General features: G+C 61.2%; 11 protein-coding genes. 3 read left to right on the forward strand and 8 right to left on the reverse strand.

Features of this window, described 5'->3' with window-relative positions:
- The first annotated feature begins 818 nt into the window (after window positions 1-818).
- Both V1479_RS25705 and V1479_RS25710 read left to right on the forward strand, forming a co-directional pair.
- Window positions 819-1391 carry a multicopper oxidase domain-containing protein gene (locus V1479_RS25705; protein ID WP_312860715.1) on the forward strand — a complete coding sequence of 191 codons (573 nt, stop codon included), beginning with the start codon at window positions 819-821 and terminating at the stop codon, window positions 1389-1391.
- A 51-nt stretch (window positions 1392-1442) separates the two neighbouring features.
- Window positions 1443-1856, forward strand: coding sequence for a c-type cytochrome (locus V1479_RS25710; protein ID WP_173194538.1), 414 nt, complete (start codon window positions 1443-1445; stop codon window positions 1854-1856).
- 170 nt (window positions 1857-2026) lie between these two features.
- Here the strand turns inward: V1479_RS25710 and V1479_RS25715 are convergent, their stop codons facing one another.
- The 5 genes from V1479_RS25715 to V1479_RS25735 are packed head-to-tail and all read right to left on the reverse strand — an operon-like array spanning window position 2027 to window position 10446.
- Entirely contained in the window at window positions 2027-3556 is a 1530-nt protein-coding gene (locus V1479_RS25715; RefSeq protein ID WP_368805341.1) for a thymidine phosphorylase family protein, read from the reverse strand.
- The gene (locus V1479_RS25720; RefSeq protein WP_368805342.1) at window positions 3553-4911 is read right to left on the reverse strand and encodes an MBL fold metallo-hydrolase RNA specificity domain-containing protein; all 1359 of its coding nucleotides are present in this window, start codon (window positions 4909-4911) and stop codon (window positions 3553-3555) included. Before V1479_RS25720 ends, V1479_RS25715 begins: the two co-directional genes overlap by 4 nt.
- A gap of 7 nt (window positions 4912-4918) precedes the next feature.
- On the reverse strand, window positions 4919-7288 hold the full coding sequence (locus tag V1479_RS25725; protein WP_173194101.1) for a phosphoketolase family protein: 2370 nt from the start codon (window positions 7286-7288) through the stop codon (window positions 4919-4921).
- A gap of 33 nt (window positions 7289-7321) precedes the next feature.
- Window positions 7322-8356 carry a ribose-phosphate pyrophosphokinase gene (locus V1479_RS25730; protein ID WP_142589632.1) on the reverse strand — a complete coding sequence of 345 codons (1035 nt, stop codon included), beginning with the start codon at window positions 8354-8356 and terminating at the stop codon, window positions 7322-7324.
- A complete protein-coding gene (locus V1479_RS25735; RefSeq protein WP_368805344.1) occupies window positions 8353-10446 on the reverse strand; it encodes a heavy metal translocating P-type ATPase in 2094 nt (697 codons plus the stop codon). Before V1479_RS25735 ends, V1479_RS25730 begins: the two co-directional genes overlap by 4 nt.
- A gap of 388 nt (window positions 10447-10834) precedes the next feature.
- On the opposite strand from V1479_RS25735, the gene petA reads away from it, so the two are divergent.
- Window positions 10835-11392, forward strand: coding sequence for a ubiquinol-cytochrome c reductase iron-sulfur subunit (gene petA / locus V1479_RS25740; protein ID WP_142589630.1), 558 nt, complete (start codon window positions 10835-10837; stop codon window positions 11390-11392).
- Between the two features lie 22 nt (window positions 11393-11414).
- On the opposite strand, the gene V1479_RS25745 is transcribed toward petA, so the two are convergent.
- The 3 genes from V1479_RS25745 to V1479_RS25755 form a co-directional block, all read right to left on the reverse strand.
- The gene (locus tag V1479_RS25745; protein ID WP_173194097.1) at window positions 11415-12566 is read right to left on the reverse strand and encodes a M20 aminoacylase family protein; all 1152 of its coding nucleotides are present in this window, start codon (window positions 12564-12566) and stop codon (window positions 11415-11417) included.
- A 61-nt stretch (window positions 12567-12627) separates the two neighbouring features.
- Window positions 12628-14100 (reverse strand): MFS transporter, encoded by a 1473-nt coding sequence (locus V1479_RS25750; protein WP_173194095.1) that lies wholly within the window; start codon window positions 14098-14100, stop codon window positions 12628-12630.
- 108 nt (window positions 14101-14208) lie between these two features.
- Entirely contained in the window at window positions 14209-14820 is a 612-nt protein-coding gene (locus V1479_RS25755; protein ID WP_244649371.1) for a type II glyceraldehyde-3-phosphate dehydrogenase, read from the reverse strand.
- Between the last annotated feature and the right edge of the window lie 216 nt (window positions 14821-15036).

Raw genomic sequence — 15036 nt, forward strand, 5'->3', positions numbered from 1 at the left:
GCCGGCGGAAGCCGAGGAACGCTACTACGCCATGCTGGAAGAACCAGCCATGGCCGCGTGACTCAAAAGAAACGGCCTCCGGCAAACCCGGGGCGGTTCAGACTGTTTCGCCCAACTCCCGTATTTGCACGGCAGTATTCCATCCCGTCGCATGTCATGCAACGTCGCACCATCGCACATATTAATTATGACACTTTGACGGGGATCAAAGAGATCGCGAGGCGGCTGGGGCTGAGCAACCAACATTGATCGCGAAGCAAATTGCCACCAATTGGCGGCAACGATGGTTGGGAGCGCACTTGATCGAGATTAAAGTGCGTCGCGTCCAGACTAATCATAATTATATGAAAAGTGGGAGAAATGAGCGGTGTTTCACGAGCCACGAATGGTATCGACAGCCTCGCCCGCGTTTGATCTAAAGCGTTCCGTAGCCCTGCTGGTCTCTCGCAGCCAAAGAAGGGCTGTGCTAAGTCCCTTCTTCGCCAAAAGCGATGGCTTGCTCGTCGTCGACCCAGCGTCACGTAAGCGGCGGTTCCGTTCAAACGCAGCCAGAACGAACGAGTCAACCTGCGACTTGATCCTTGCCAGCGGGTCAATTCGGTTGATCTGCGGATATGTCGGAGCATCCGAGCGCGACAAGCTCTGCGCGGCCGGGGTCGACGTCCGGATCGGTTCCTGTGCCCGAAAGGTTAGCGATCTTGTTACCTCTTTTGAGACTCTACCGCCAGCCTGACGGCGGTTAGAATGCGCGTGCTGTAGATGGTCAGCCGATCGAGCCCATACCTGGCAATCGCTTCGGTCTTTCGATGGGGCAGCGTTTGGATCTGGAGCTCGAATTGCCTGATACCGGTGCCTGGCCCGTCCTAGCCCTTCGTGAAGGGGCTCGTGAACGGACGGGGCTGATTCTTGCGACGCCCGGCGCGCAGGTGCGCCGTATCGATTCCCTTGCTGAAGCCGACGCGCCCCCGTTCGACATCAGGATGGAACAGGAATCTCGCTTGCGTGCGGTGACCGGTCTCGCCGATCGCGGCGCCATCCGTCCAATAGACGTTATGCTAGGCGGACAAATGCAGCCCTATGTCTGGACGATCGACGGCAAGACCTGGGGTGAGCATTTGCCGATTTCGGCGCGCAGCGGGGACCGTGTCGAGATTCGCTTTCACAACATGTCGATGATGGGACATCCAATGCATCTGCATGGCCATCATTTTCAGGTGGTGGAGATCGGCGGACGCAGGATGGGCGGGGCTATGCGTGACACTCTCTATATTCCACCTATGACCATGGCTACGATTGCCGTGGACGCGGGTGAGGCGGCCCGCTGGATGCTGCATTGTCATCACATGCCACATCTTTCAACCGGGATGATGACTGAGTTCGTGGTCGCCTAATTTCGAAGGCCTCCCGCCTAGGCGGGAGGCCTTCAAGCCGCAGGATTGAATATGAACAAAACACTTGTTGCAGTGGTTGCGGTGGTGCTTGCCGGCGTTGCCATCTGGTGGGCGCAGAATCGGCAGGACGGCTCTGGCTCTGGTGAGCCCATCGTTCAGGTTATAGTGCCGTCATCGCTTTCGTCGATGGCCGAACAGGGCAAGACCGCGTTCGACGCCAACTGTGCCAGCTGTCATGGACCGAACGGTTCGGGTCGGGATGGGCTGGCACCGCCATTGATCCATAAAATCTACGAGCCGAGCCATCATAGTGATATGGCCTTCACGCTTGCTGTGCGCCAAGGCGTACGTGCTCATCACTGGCGATTTGGCAGTATGGCGCCGATAGAGGGTGTCAGCGACGCCTCGATCGAGGCGATCACCACCTATATTCGCGAATTGCAGCGCGCGAACGACATCCATTGAGAAAGCAGTTACGGCACCTCATGACGGGTCGGGCTGACACACTGACCCGTGGTCCCGGCTAAGTTGCAATCCTTCTTTCCTGCGGAGGTTCGCTAAAAGCTCCGGGTCCCTTTGTCAGGTACCCAAGCTGCGCCGAAGCCGGTTGCCTACCTTACTGGTCTTGAACCAATTCAGGCCTCGATCTCAATGATGTCCCCGGCACCAGCGGCATAGTCGAGTGCGTAGGCCAATTCACCCGGCGTTTCTGCGTGGATGTGGAGAAGCGGCTGCCCACGGTCGGTCTCATCACCCAGGCGAACTTCCATATGGATACCGGCCGCCTTGGCTTCCGGCGCGCCAGCCAGCTTGGCGAGGCGGGACAGCTTTCGGTTATTGATGTGAACGACCCGTCCAGCATGCGGAGCCGTGAGTGGATGGACATGGAGCGCTTTGGGCGGCGTTCTCATCCCACCTTGGGCATTGCAGATAGCCTCGAACTTTTTCCAGGCGCGCCCCTCAGCCAGCGTTTCGAGCGCGAGCGCCAGTCCTTTTCCATTCTCGGCCTTGCCGCCGATCTCCAACGCTACGCCCGCCAAAATCGCGGCGCGCCTGCGCAAATCGTCCGGCGCATCGGGCGCATTTTGCAGGACTGCTAGTACGTCGAGCGCCTCAAGCGCGGGACCGATGCCTCTACCGACCGGCTGCAACCCGTCGGTCTGAAGGCATTGGGCCGTAAGGCCGAAGCGAGACGCGACCGCTGTAATCCGCGTCGCGAGATGAGATGCGGCATCTTCGCTGCGCATCTTGGCGGTCGGGCCGACCGGGATGTCTATAACGACATGGGTGGATCCCGCAGCGATTTTCTTGGAGAGGACGGAAGCGATCAGCTGGCCTTCGGTGTCGACGTCGAGTTCGCGTTCGACGCGCACGAAGATGTCATCAGCCGGACTGAGGTGGACCGCTCCGCCCCACGCGATGCAAGCTCCTTCGGCCTCGACCACGCGTTTCAACGTTGCAATGTCGAGATTCACCGGCGCGAGAGTCTCCATCGTGTCGGCAGTACCGGCGGGGGAGGTAATGGCACGGGAGGACGTTTTCGGCATGACGAGCCCGTTGGCCGCAACGATCGCCACGACGATCGGGGTGGTGCGGTTACCAGGCAGGCCGCCGACACAGTGTTTGTCGACAACAACAGGGGCATGCCATTGTAACCGGTCGCCAACCGCGATCATCGCACCGGTAAGGTCGGCAGTCTCGTTCTCGTCGAGTGGTAAAGCCGCAGTTGCGGTCAGGAACGCCGCAAGCTGCACGTCGGTGTAACGGCCGGCGACCACGTCCTGCACAATCTCTGTGAGAGCATGCGAGTCAAGCCGGTTGCCGTGGATACGTCTGCGTACGCTTGCCAGCGACTCGACAGCGGGGGCATGGGTAACCTGCACCTTGGCGTCCTCGGCGAGATTCAGCATCTCCCAGGCGGTTTCGGAGAGCCCGACCTCGTCAACGGCCAAGTGACCGTCGTCCTCCACCTGGAAGAGCGTTGCCTGTAATTCCCGCCCACCACCCGAGACGAGAACCTGCGAGCGAGCGGAGAGCCCTTCCGAGCGACAAACATGACAATCAGTGCGCATGACGACGACCGGCTGGTGTTGCGTGTGCAATCGAAGGCGCCGAACACGAAGAGTTGGTTGTTCTGGACCGGCATGAGAGAGGAGCGTGGTCATAGGTCGAACACCTGATCCTGACGTGGCACAGTGGCATTCCAGCCAATTTCGCGATCGATCCGGGCGCGCAGGGCTTCCGATGCCTCGTCCTCACCGTGGACAATGAAGACGCGGGACGGTTCGCGCCGGAAGCCTGAGAGCCAGCGCATCAACTCATTGCCATCGGCATGCGCCGAGAGCACCGACAGATCGTCGACCTCTGCTCTGACGGGTATCCATTGCCCGTGGATCTTGATCTCTCTCGCGCCCTGAACCATGGCCCGCCCCCGCGTTCCCGCAGCCTGATAGCCGGAGAACAGGATCGTATGTTTCGGATCGGTGACGAAAGACTTGAGGTGATGAAGCACACGACCGCCGGTCGCCATGCCGCTGGCCGAGATCACGACTTTGGGAAAGACACTCGCAGTGATCGCCTTGGAGCTTTCCACATCGCGGGTATAGGTGGCGATTTTGCAGATCGACGTGCATTCGTCATGCGTCAAGCGATGATCGTCGCTATGTGCGTGAAGGAGGTCTGTAGCGTTGATTGCCATGGGGCTGTCGAGATAGATCGGTACACCTGATAGGCGGCCTGCCGTTCGAAGCTTCCAGAGATGATAAAGGAGAGATTGCGCGCGGCCGACTGCGAAGGCGGGGATAACGACCGTGCCGCCACGTTTTACGGTGCGCTCAACAACTTCTCCCAACACCTCGGTCGTGTTTGCGGGATTGTGAGTGCGGTTTCCATAGGTTGATTCGACGACGATATAGTCGGCGTCGGCCACGGGAGCTGGATCGGGCAGCACTGGATCGTCGTAGCGCCCAAGGTCGCCGGAAAACGCAATGCGGCGGCCAGCCCATTCGATGTCCGCGCTGGCCGCGCCGAGGATATGACCTGCGCGACGGAAGGTCATGGTCGCGCCGCCGGGAAGCTGAAAGGCGGTTTCGAACGGCACAGTGGTAAACATCTCTATCGCCCGTTCCGCATCGCGCACGCCGTAAAGCGGCAAAGCCGGCTTGTGCTTCGAGAAGCCCTTGCGATTGGCGTATTCTGCATCCTTTTCGTTGAGAAAGCCGCTATCCTTGAGGATCAACTCGGCCACGTCGCGCGTTGCCGATGAGGCGTAGATTCGACCCTTGAAGCCATCGCGCACGAGCCTGGGAAGATAGCCCGAATGATCGAGGTGGGCATGGGTGAGCACTACGGCATCAATACTGGACGGGGGCACTGGCAGTGGCGTCCAATTGAGCTCGCGCAGGTTCTTGAGTCCCTGGAACAAGCCGCAATCGATCAGGATGCGCTTGCCGCCGTTCGTGAGGAGGTGCTTCGAGCCGGTGACGGTGCTCGCACCGCCGAGAGATGTTAGCGTCAGCATAATGGCCTCAGATGTTGAATGCAGCGATGTCGCCGGGATGCCCGCGGCCCTCTACGGCAGCCCGTTCAGCGGGAGCAAGGAGGTCGTCTCTGCTCCAGCCGGTGAGAGGAACAGCAGCGTCGACCAGATGAGCCCAGGAGCAGCGATTAGCAAACAACATACCAGACACATCGAGCGTCCCGCCCCGGCTGATGTAGCCGCGCGCAGCGGTCGTCCGTGGGCCGGAATCCAGTCGCCGAAGCAGGCCGAGCATAGGTTCGGGTCTCGTGTGGGAGACGATCAGGCGCGGCATGTTCGCCGGAAACAGGGCGGCGAGGGTTTCGTCACTCGCCGTGAATCCCGCCTCGATCGGATCGCGGGGTATGCGGAAGCGGCCGGGCTCCGACACCGCCGTCACGAGCACATGGCGACCGTGCGTCCTGAGCCGATAGGCCGCCTTGAGCGCTTCCTCGAGCTGATAGGCGCCGATAGCCACAATTTGAAGCTCGGCGCCTTCCGTCTCGCCCTGCACATGGGCCCCACCATCTGTTACGAAACGGTCTGCGTCCTCCGCATCGAAACGATGCGGCATGTCACGCTTGGAGACGATCAAACATCCTACTTGGCCGCGGCCATTGTAGACGGATCGCAGCGCTGCCACGGCACTGTTTGCATCGACGGGGAAAAGCACCCGCGAGGTGTCGGACATCTCGCCCAGCAGCGCCTCGCCGATGGTCGGGTCCTGATGCGATTGCTCGTTCTTCGCGTTCTCCCAGGTATGGGACGTGACAACCAGAGGCACCGAAATCCAGCGTGGTTCCTGGCCGGCCTCGCGCTGCCGTCGGGAAAACACGATCTCCTGCCGCACGCCACCAAGCATCTTCATGGCGAATGCTTCGTAGCTGACGATCAGATTGATCCCGCCCTTGTTGGCCAGCGCCGCGCCTGCGACGGCTTCCTCATTGAGCGCGGTGATGACCGCGCCGTCGATGGCGTCGGCGACGCCGGGCTCGGAAGTGTTCACGCGATGGCGCAGCCGATCGAGCGTTGCTCCCATGTGGTTGGAGCGTAGCTCGTCAGGATTGCCCACACGCGGGCGGAGCGTGGGGTTCGCGTCCACGACGCGGACGAACCAGCGGTCTAGCGCATGCATTGCGCAATCGGGCGGATCGCCGGCGATCGTCCAGTCCGGCTCGGGCAGGCTCGGTGCGGCTGGGTTACGCAGCGCGAGCGCATGCCGGCTTTCCGGCTCTCGGCCCTGCTCGCGATGGACAGCGATTTCGCCAACGGCGCTCTCGATCTGCGCGGCGGGAACGAACAGCGCTTGCGCGGCCTCGTTGAAGGCGTTGCGAGCCGGCTCGTCCTGTGCGGGATTGCCCCCGAGGGGTAGATTGTGCGCCGCGTTGGTATCGGCTCCTGGGAAGCCAAAGCCCTTGATTGTCTCGGCGATGACATAGGGGATAGGCGCCGGATAGACGCGGGCGGGATCCGCCGCGAAACGTTCAAGGCGCTTCTCAGCCTCGATGATGGCGCAGGCGAAGGCCGCAGGATCACGGCCATCGATGATAAAGGGATCAAAACCGTTGAGCTTCAGGTGGTCGGCGAGCCAGTCCGCGCCGCCCTGCTGCGCGATCTGGACACGTTCCTCTATGCGCCGGCCGTTGAGGATCATAACTGGAATCGCGATGCCGGAATCCTCGGCTCGCCACCAGCGCGGCGTCCAGTCCGAGCCGCGCTGTTCCTCGAACGCGCCGTCACTCAGGAAGGCGACGAGGCTTTCGCCGGGCAGCGGCGCATGAACGTACTGGACCTCGGCGAAGCCGAGATAGCCGCCTTCCGAGATGGCACCGGCGGTGTTCGGACCGGCGTGGCTGCCGAGCGGGACCGCTGCATTGCCGTCGGCGTCGATGGCATAGGAATAGAAATCGGCTGCAAGCTGCGAGAGACCTTTCTCGCTGCGATCATAGCGGCCCCTCTGCGCAGGAGAAACGTCCCCGGTGAGCGCGTTGACCGCCTCGATCGCGGCGACAGAATGGCCTTGTCCCATCAGCCATGAGCGGGTTTTCGCGGTGATCGCGTTGGCGGCGAGATAGCCAATGAAAGCGGGCACCATGTTGAGCGATCCGCCGGTATGACCTTCAGGCGTCGACTTGAACGCCTCGGCAGGCAGCGGCGTGCCGGAAAGGTCGACACGGTGGGCATAGGTCATATGGACGACAGTCCACATTGCGGCAGAAGTCAAACGGTCGGCTGCGGCAAGGATGCGATAGAGGGCCTCCGGTTCGATCAGGCCAGACGCCGCCAGGGCAGCTACGCGTTCGATGGTTTCATTGTTGTGGCTGATCGGGCCGTATCCCTGTTGCCACGTCTTTGATGTTGCTGTTGTCAGTTCGTTCATGCCGTCGCCGCCTTCCGTCAATCGTTTTTGTCGTCAGTTCACGCCGCTGGTCCAGGATGGCGGGTCGCTGGCAGGAAAGGAATCGAGCCCCGCCTGTTCCACTTCGTCCAGCGTCTCCGGTGGACGCCGGTGGCGTACAAGATCACCGTCAACTGAGGCCGCCGACGCGATGACGTTGCCAATCAAGGGGGCGAGCGCAACTGCATTGCTTTCGTGGGGTACGGAGTCGGTCGAGACGATGCGGTTGCAAAGCGGCACGAGACGTTGGAATGAATCGTCGGCAAATATCGCATGCACCACGGCGACCACAGGCCGGACGAAACCCTGAAGCGGAAGCTGGCGGGCAGCCTCAATCAAGGTATTCCCGGAGGACGCTATGTCATCTGCGAGCACCGGCTGCCGGCCGCGCCACTTGGAAAGGTCCGGTAGCTTGACTTCGACGTTGCGGTCGCCGTGGCGGACCTTTCGCAGCACGGCATGCGGAGCACCGATGCGTGCCGCGATGGCAGAGACCCATTGGTCGCTTTCCTCGTCAGGACCGATGATCAAGGGCTTGTCGACCTCCGCGGCGATCCAGTCCGCAAGCAGCGGTGCAGCATGCAAGGTGTCGGTCGGGACCGTATAGAGAGGCGACAAGGCCGGATAGCGATGCAGATGTGGATCTACCGTCAGCAGCCGGTCAAAGCTCGACGAGACGAGCCTGGCGAAGCTTCTGGAGGTCACCGCCTCTCCCGGCTGGAAGCGGCGATCCTGCCGCATGTAGGAGAGGTAGGGTGCGATCAGGTTGACCTGGCAGGCTCCCAGCTCTCTTGCAGCATCGGCCGCGAAGATCAGCCGCAGGAAGCCGTCGTCTGGCCGTGCCAGCGTGCATACCAGATCGACTGACTTGTCCTTCACCTCCGAGAGGAGGCGAACGTAAGTCTCTCCGTCAGGAAAACGCCGTGTTTCCATTGCGCCAAGTTCCCAGCCTCCTTCGTCGGCAAGACGCCGCGCGAATATCTCGTTACCTGGCAGCGGAAGGATCAGTCGCCTGGCGGGAGTTCCCGGTTGTTTGTCTACCGGTGTCATTTGTGCCTCCTGTAAGAGCGCAGAAGCTGGGCGTTGATGGCGACGATGATGGTGCTGGCCGACATGAAGACGGCCGCGACCGCGGGGGTCATTATGAAGCCAGTTCCAAAAGTAATGCCCGCCGCCATCGGGATGGCGATGGTGTTGTAGCCGGTCGCCCAGACGAGGTTCTGGACCATCTTGCGGTAGGTGGCACGCGAGAGTCCAAGGATCGCGCCGACGTCGCGCGGGTCGCTGCGTACGAGAACCACGTCGGCAGATTCGACGGCCACATCGGTACCCGCGCCGATGGCGATCCCGAGATCGGCCACCACGAGCGCAGGCGCGTCATTCACCCCGTCGCCGACCATGGCGACGGAGAGCCCCCGCGCTTGCAGTTCCTCGATCTTTTGTGATTTCTGATCAGGCAGCACTTCGGCGAAGTATTCGGTGATACCGAGTTCCTCGGAGACCGCCTTTGCTACACCCTCGGCGTCGCCGGTGAGCATGATCGAGCTGATCCCGAGGGATTTGAGTTCGGCGATGGCCTCCTTCGATTCCGGGCGAACGATGTCAGCCAGCGCAAAGAGTGCCCGCGGCTCGCCGTCGCGGACGAGAACGACAACTGTCTTGCCCTGTCCTTCCAATCGCTTGAGACTGTTATGGGCGATGGTGTTGCCCTGCCGTGCGAGGTGCCCGGGGCTGACGATACGCACATCCTGTCCTTCCACTTTGGCCACGATGCCTTCGCCGGTGATGTTGCTGACGTCGGTTGCCTTGGGAATGATCAGGCTTCGTTCCTTCGCCTCGGCCACGATGCCGTGGGCGATGGGATGCTCGGACTGGCTCTCGGCCGCTGCCGCATAGGCCAGTTCCTCGTTCTCGTCGCCGTCGGCAAGCAATACGATATCGCTGACGCCGAAACGGCCCTCAGTTAACGTGCCGGTCTTATCGAACACGGCGGCGTTGAGATTGCGCGCCCGCTCGAAGGCGGCCCGGTCGCGGATCAGCAGTCCGTTGCCGGCCGACAGCGATGTGCTGACCGCGACGACCAGCGGCACAGCGAGACCAAGGGCGTGCGGACAGGCAACTACCATGACCGTCACCATGCGCTCGATGGCAAATTCCAAGGGGGCGTCAAGGAAAAGCCACCAGACGAACAGCGTACCGAAGCCGACGACGAGTGCGATGTAGGTCAGCCAAGCGGCGGCACGGTTGGCAACGTCCTGAGTGCGCGAGCGCGTTGCCTGCGCCTTCTTTACCAATTCGATGACCTGCGACAGATAGGTGGCGTCGCCTGTTGCCGTCACCTTGATGGTGACAGCGGCGGCCCCGTTGATCGCGCCGCCGATGGCGGCGGCGCCGACCCCCTTGGTTACGGGCCTCGATTCGCCAGTGAGCATGGCCTCGTTGAAACCGGACGAACCCTCAATGATCTCGCCATCCACCGGAACCTTTGCACCGGGTCGTACGATGACCTCATCACCGGGTTGAAGGGTTGAGATCGGCACCTCTTCGGACGATCCGTCGGCCCTGATCCGCGTGGCTGAATCCGGCAGGAGCCGGACCAGTTCCTCAAGCGCACGCGATGCTCCCATGACCGAACGCATCTCGATCCAGTGGCCGAGAAGCATGATGGCGATCAGCGTCACAAGTTCCCAGTAGAGTTCCTCGCCCGGAAACCCGAACGTGACGGCCGCCGAAAAGAAATAGGCCGCCGAGATCGCTAGAGCGATCAGGGTCATCATGCCGGGCTGCCCCTTCCGCAGCTCGGAGGTGAAGCCCGTCAGGAATGGCCAGCCGCCATAAACGTAGGCAATTGTCGAAAGCACGAAGAGAACGTAGCGGTCGCCTGGGAACGCCAAAGTTTCTGCGATGCCAAGCCAATGCTGGATCATCGGCGAGAGCAACAGCACCGGTGGCGTGAGCACGAGGACCAACCAGAATCGGCGCCGGTAGTCGGCGACCATCGCGCCGTGGTCATGCCCGCCGTGGCCAGAATGCTCGGAATGGCTGGAGCCGGCAGCAGCTACGACACCGCGATGAGCTTCATCGTTTCGATTCCCGGTCGCATGCGCTTGATGGTTCTGGTGGGAATGTGGTGAACTCATCAGGTTTTTTCCTTGTCGTGGCTACGCGGCATCGGGCCAGCAGAACTGCGACCCCTCGGGTGGTCGCAGTTCTCGGCAGGCGCATCATGCCGGGCTCAAAATCATCGGTTCGAGCCCTGGAATCCCTGATCCAGGTTAAAGTCCTCTACAGTAGATTTTGGTATTGGATCGGAAGTCACGCTCTTAACAGCATCCACCGTCGAAACTATCTCACGACGAGAACCGGAAGCGAAGAGCGGCTTACCCCTCCGTCTCCCAATTTGCGACCCATCTCATAACGGGCTGCAGGTTGTTGAAGCGGGGAACGGAGCCAAGCTCTTCATTTTGCCGTCTTCTGGCGAAAATCTTGATCCGATCGACCGGTCGTTGCTGCGGGCAGGAGGTGTCCATGCAAAGTGAAGTTCACGTCAATCGTCGGGATTTCCTTTATGTCGCGACGGGCACAACGGCGGCCGTCGGGGCCGGCTTTGCCTCTTGGCCTTTCATCGACCAGATGAAACCCGACGCTTCGACACTCGCGATCGCCACCATAGACATCGACCTTTCCGGAATCGAGGAAGGTATGTCGGTGACCGTCAAGTGGCGCGGGCGGCCGGTCTTTGTCAGGAACAGGACATCCCGGGAAATTGAAGCTGCTTCCGTGACGCCCCTGGAAGAGCTTAAAGACCCCATCGCGCGCAACGCTAATCTGCCGGCCGACTCGCCGGCGACCGATCTCGCGAGGTCCGCAGGACAACATCGAGAAAACTGGCTTGTCATGGTCGGCGTGTGCACCCACCTCGGCTGCATCCCTCTTGGTCAAGCAGGGGACTACGGTGGATGGTTCTGCCCCTGTCATGGTTCGCATTACGATACAGCGGGCAGGATCCGCTCGGGGCCGGCTCCCGAAAACCTCGCCGTGCCCCTGTTCCAGTTCCTCAACGAAACGTCGGTCCGTATCGGATGAAGACCTGTGAGCGTCGCGCTTGTCAGCGCAGATGGCCTTCCGCCAATGCCACCCAATAGGCAGCCCCGATGGGCAGGATGTCCTGATTGAAGACAAACTCGGGGTGGTGGACCATCTTGGTGTCGCCATTGCCGAGGAAACAGTAAGTTCCCTTCTGCTTTTGCAGCATGAAGGCGAAATCCTCGGAGCCGAGATAGGTCGGACCGGGATGGATGACCTGATCCTCGCCGAAGGCGTGGCGGGCGATCTCGGCTGCTTTGTCGGTTTCAGCGGTATCGTTGACCAACACCGCCCCCGGCACCCCCTCGCGGATCTCCGAGGTGCACCCGAAAGCCTCGGCCTGCGTCGAAACCAGCCGGCGGACATTGTACAGCACCATCGCGCGGTCTTCCGGCGTAGTCGTGCGGATCGACAGCCGCAGGATCGCGCTGTAGGCGATCACATTGCCGGCATTGCCCGCCAGGAACGCGCCGACGGTGACGACGGCGCGATTTGCCGGGCTGACGTTGCGGGCGACGATGCTCTGCAAGGCCATGACCAGCGACGAGCCTGCGACGACCGGATCGATCGACAGTTCCGGCATGGCGCCGTGTCCGCCCTTGCCGGTGATCTCCACCTCCCAGTTGTCGACGGCGGCCATGGCCTCGCCCGGGGTGAAGTAAAGCTTGCCGAGCGCCAGCCCCGGCATGTTGTGCATGCCGAACACCGCGTCCACGGGAAAGCGCTCGAACAGCCCGTCCTCGATCATCGCCGGGCCGCCCTGCATCGTCTCCTCGCCCGGCTGGAAGATCAGGCGCACGGTGCCGTTGAAGTTCTTCTTCTCGGCAAGGTATTTCGCGGCCCTCAGCAGCATGGTGGTATGGCCGTCATGGCCGCAAAGATGGGCGACGCCCGCTACGCCCGACTTGTAGGGCAGCGCGTTGACCTCCTCGATCGGCAGGGCGTCGAAATCGGCGCGCAGCCCGATGGCGCTGTCGCCATCGCCCGCCTTCAGCGAAGCAACGATGCCATATTTGCCGACACCCTCCTCCACCTCGTAACCAAAACCCCTGACGATCCCAGCGATGTATTTGGCGGTCTTTTCCTCCTGCATCGACAGTTCGGGCGTACGGTGCATATGCTCGAACCATTCCTTCATGCTGGCCCGGTCGAGTTCATTGACGATAGCGTTCATGGCAGATGTCCTTCGTTCGTGTCGGGCTTTCGAAGCCCCGCAGGCTGCTTCACCGAGGCTTTTATTGCGGCTCATTGCTCGTCACTGGGCTTTCCCTGGGCACGGTGACCATGATCGAGACGATGGCTGCCACGACCATCAGCAGGTTGATGCCGAGTGCGAAAAAGGCGGCTTCGCGAACGGCCAGATTATCCTGCCGCCCAACATAGGAAATGACGCCCTCGATCCAAGCCACCGAACTATTGTCTCCCGAAAGCGCGGTGAACACGGCGGCCGAAATCGCGACCCCGAAAGACGCACCGAGCGATGAGGCCATCTTGTAGATGCCGGAGCCCGAGCCCGCCTGATCCGACGGCAGGTTCGACAGCGCGGCATCCGTCGATGGCGTGGCATAGAAGGCCAGGCCCAAGCCGAACAGCGTATAGGCCACGATGGCGAGGATATTGTAGGTGCCCAGCATCAGATTGGTCGGCATCAGCAGCAGGATCGAGGCTCCGACGATCAACGAACCCCAGATCATCGGCTTGCGCGGCCCGAAGCGTTGCAGCAGCTTTTCGCCGACGCGGATGAAGGCGACGATGGCGATGGCATAGCCCAGCGTCAGCAGTCCCGTCTGCTGGGCGTCCATGTCGCCGCCGATCTGCAACAATGTCATCGAAACGATCAGCATGCCGGCCACGCCATTCAGCAGGAAGTTCGAGATCGTGGCGCCGGTGTAAGTCATGTTGCGGAACAGGCCGAAATTGACGAATGCGTTCGCATTGCCGCTCTCGATACGAAAGAAGATCACGCCGAAGAGGACGGCGAGCGCCAGCAAAGTCAGTGAAGGCCAACTGACCCAGCCGAATGACGCGCCTTGTGTAGCGAATATCTGCAAGGCGACCATCGCGATCATGAAGGTGACGACGCCGCCCAGATCGAATTTGTAGCCGGCTCTGGCCTCCGCGCGGCTCTCGGGCGTTCCGCGCACCATCAGCAAGCCGATGACCGAAATGGCGGCGCCCGCGAAGAAGATCGAACGCCAACCCAGGTTCTGCGCCATCAGGCCGCCGAACAGAGCAGCGAAGCCCGACCCGCCCCACGAGCCCATCGACCACAGTGACACGGCGCGTTGCCGGCCTGCCCCGTCCCAGTATTCTTTCACCAGGGCCAGGGACGCAGGCATGATGAATGCGCCTGAAAAACCCTGGCAGATGCGACCGAGCATCAGGAAGGTCGACCCCATCGCGCCCGTCGGCGCAAGCGCGATCAGCAGCGAGCCCGCGATCGAGAAGACGAAGCCCCATTGGACGATCTTGACCCGTCCGATGCGGTCGGCCAGCCCCCCCATGACGACGATGAAGATGCCGGAAAACAGCGCCGTGATGGAGACCGCGATGTTCATCAGCGATTGCTGGACGCCCAGATCCTGGGCCATCAGCGGCGAAATATTCAGCGTCGTCTGGGCAAACAGCCAGAAGGCCAGAACACCCAGGATGATGCCGAAGAGGAGCCTGTCATTCCCCTGGTAAACAACTGCGGTTTTCGCGTCCATGAGTGTATCCAGAATGCAAAAGATTACTTCACAAGCAGTCGTCTTGATCTGGCGAAACGGTCGCCCCTCCAGAGCACGCGCGGACGATGCCGCGCGCCGCGACGTTGATTAGCTCAAAAACGTTCCAACTCCGAGAGACGCATTCGTCCGCGAAATTGAGCTTTGGGCATCGTTGGAAAGACCTGTAACCGCTCGGATGGCATCTATAGTGTCAGGGATGACGATCGCCTGGTTGTCGACCATATAGGCGTAGAACAGTTCCCCGTTTTTAACCTCCAGCATGTCTTCCCACAAAGCAACCTCGTACAGGTTGTCGTGCGGTCGACCAAGATCTGCCATAAGTTCCTTGACGGTGTTGAGAGCGGTGATCCCATCAGAAGTGCGGACAAAAGCGATGCGGGACGAGGCCCTGAAAGCATCAAGCACTTCCTCTTTGGTTGCGTTTCGGGTCAAATCCACCGTCCAGTAATGCAGATGTGCGAGCGTTTGGGGTACCTTTACTGCCATGGTCACAACATCAAGATCGGGATCAACGCTCTGCGCGTCAGGCCCCTGATGGCTGGGGATGTGACGTTCGGGGACCAGTGTGTTCATGATTCCCCCTTCATGGCTCTCCCAAGGGTCGGTCGCGCGTCTTAGCAGGGTTCCTCGGGCGCGCTTCAGGAGACCCGCGCGCTTGAGCGCCGTCGCCGAGCGGATCGAACCAGCCCTTGCCCTCATGAATGACGATAATGATCTCGCTGTCGCGGCGATATTTCATCGCCTTGCGCGTGCTCTCCTTGAGGTCGAGTGCAAACCCCGCCTCCTCCAGAACCATGCTGCAGGGCACCTCCCTCCTTAGAGTCGGTTTCGAAACTCATGACTGGCGCGCCAGTCGCCTCACGAGGAGCATGACGGAAGCGGCGTAGAGGAAGGTTGCTGCTGAATTGATGGTGG

Source organism: Neoaquamicrobium sediminum (genome assembly GCF_040970315.1).
GTDB classification, from domain to species: domain Bacteria; phylum Pseudomonadota; class Alphaproteobacteria; order Rhizobiales; family Rhizobiaceae; genus Aerobium; species Aerobium sediminum.

Excerpts from the sequence above, each read along its gene's own strand:
- V1479_RS25710 (WP_173194538.1), top strand. The coding sequence starts at position 1,443 with ATGAACAAAACACTTGTTGCAGTGGTTGCGGTGGTGCTTGCCGGCGTT.
- V1479_RS25715 (WP_368805341.1), bottom strand. The coding sequence starts at position 3,556 with ATGACCACGCTCCTCTCTCATGCCGGTCCAGAACAACCAACTCTTCGT.
- V1479_RS25720 (WP_368805342.1), bottom strand. The coding sequence starts at position 4,911 with ATGCTGACGCTAACATCTCTCGGCGGTGCGAGCACCGTCACCGGCTCG.
- V1479_RS25725 (WP_173194101.1), bottom strand. The coding sequence starts at position 7,288 with ATGAACGAACTGACAACAGCAACATCAAAGACGTGGCAACAGGGATAC.
- V1479_RS25730 (WP_142589632.1), bottom strand. The coding sequence starts at position 8,356 with ATGACACCGGTAGACAAACAACCGGGAACTCCCGCCAGGCGACTGATC.
- V1479_RS25735 (WP_368805344.1), bottom strand. The coding sequence starts at position 10,446 with ATGAGTTCACCACATTCCCACCAGAACCATCAAGCGCATGCGACCGGG.
- petA (WP_142589630.1), top strand. The coding sequence starts at position 10,835 with ATGCAAAGTGAAGTTCACGTCAATCGTCGGGATTTCCTTTATGTCGCG.
- V1479_RS25745 (WP_173194097.1), bottom strand. The coding sequence starts at position 12,566 with ATGAACGCTATCGTCAATGAACTCGACCGGGCCAGCATGAAGGAATGG.
- V1479_RS25750 (WP_173194095.1), bottom strand. The coding sequence starts at position 14,100 with ATGGACGCGAAAACCGCAGTTGTTTACCAGGGGAATGACAGGCTCCTC.
- V1479_RS25755 (WP_244649371.1), bottom strand. The coding sequence starts at position 14,820 with ATGAGGGCAAGGGCTGGTTCGATCCGCTCGGCGACGGCGCTCAAGCGC.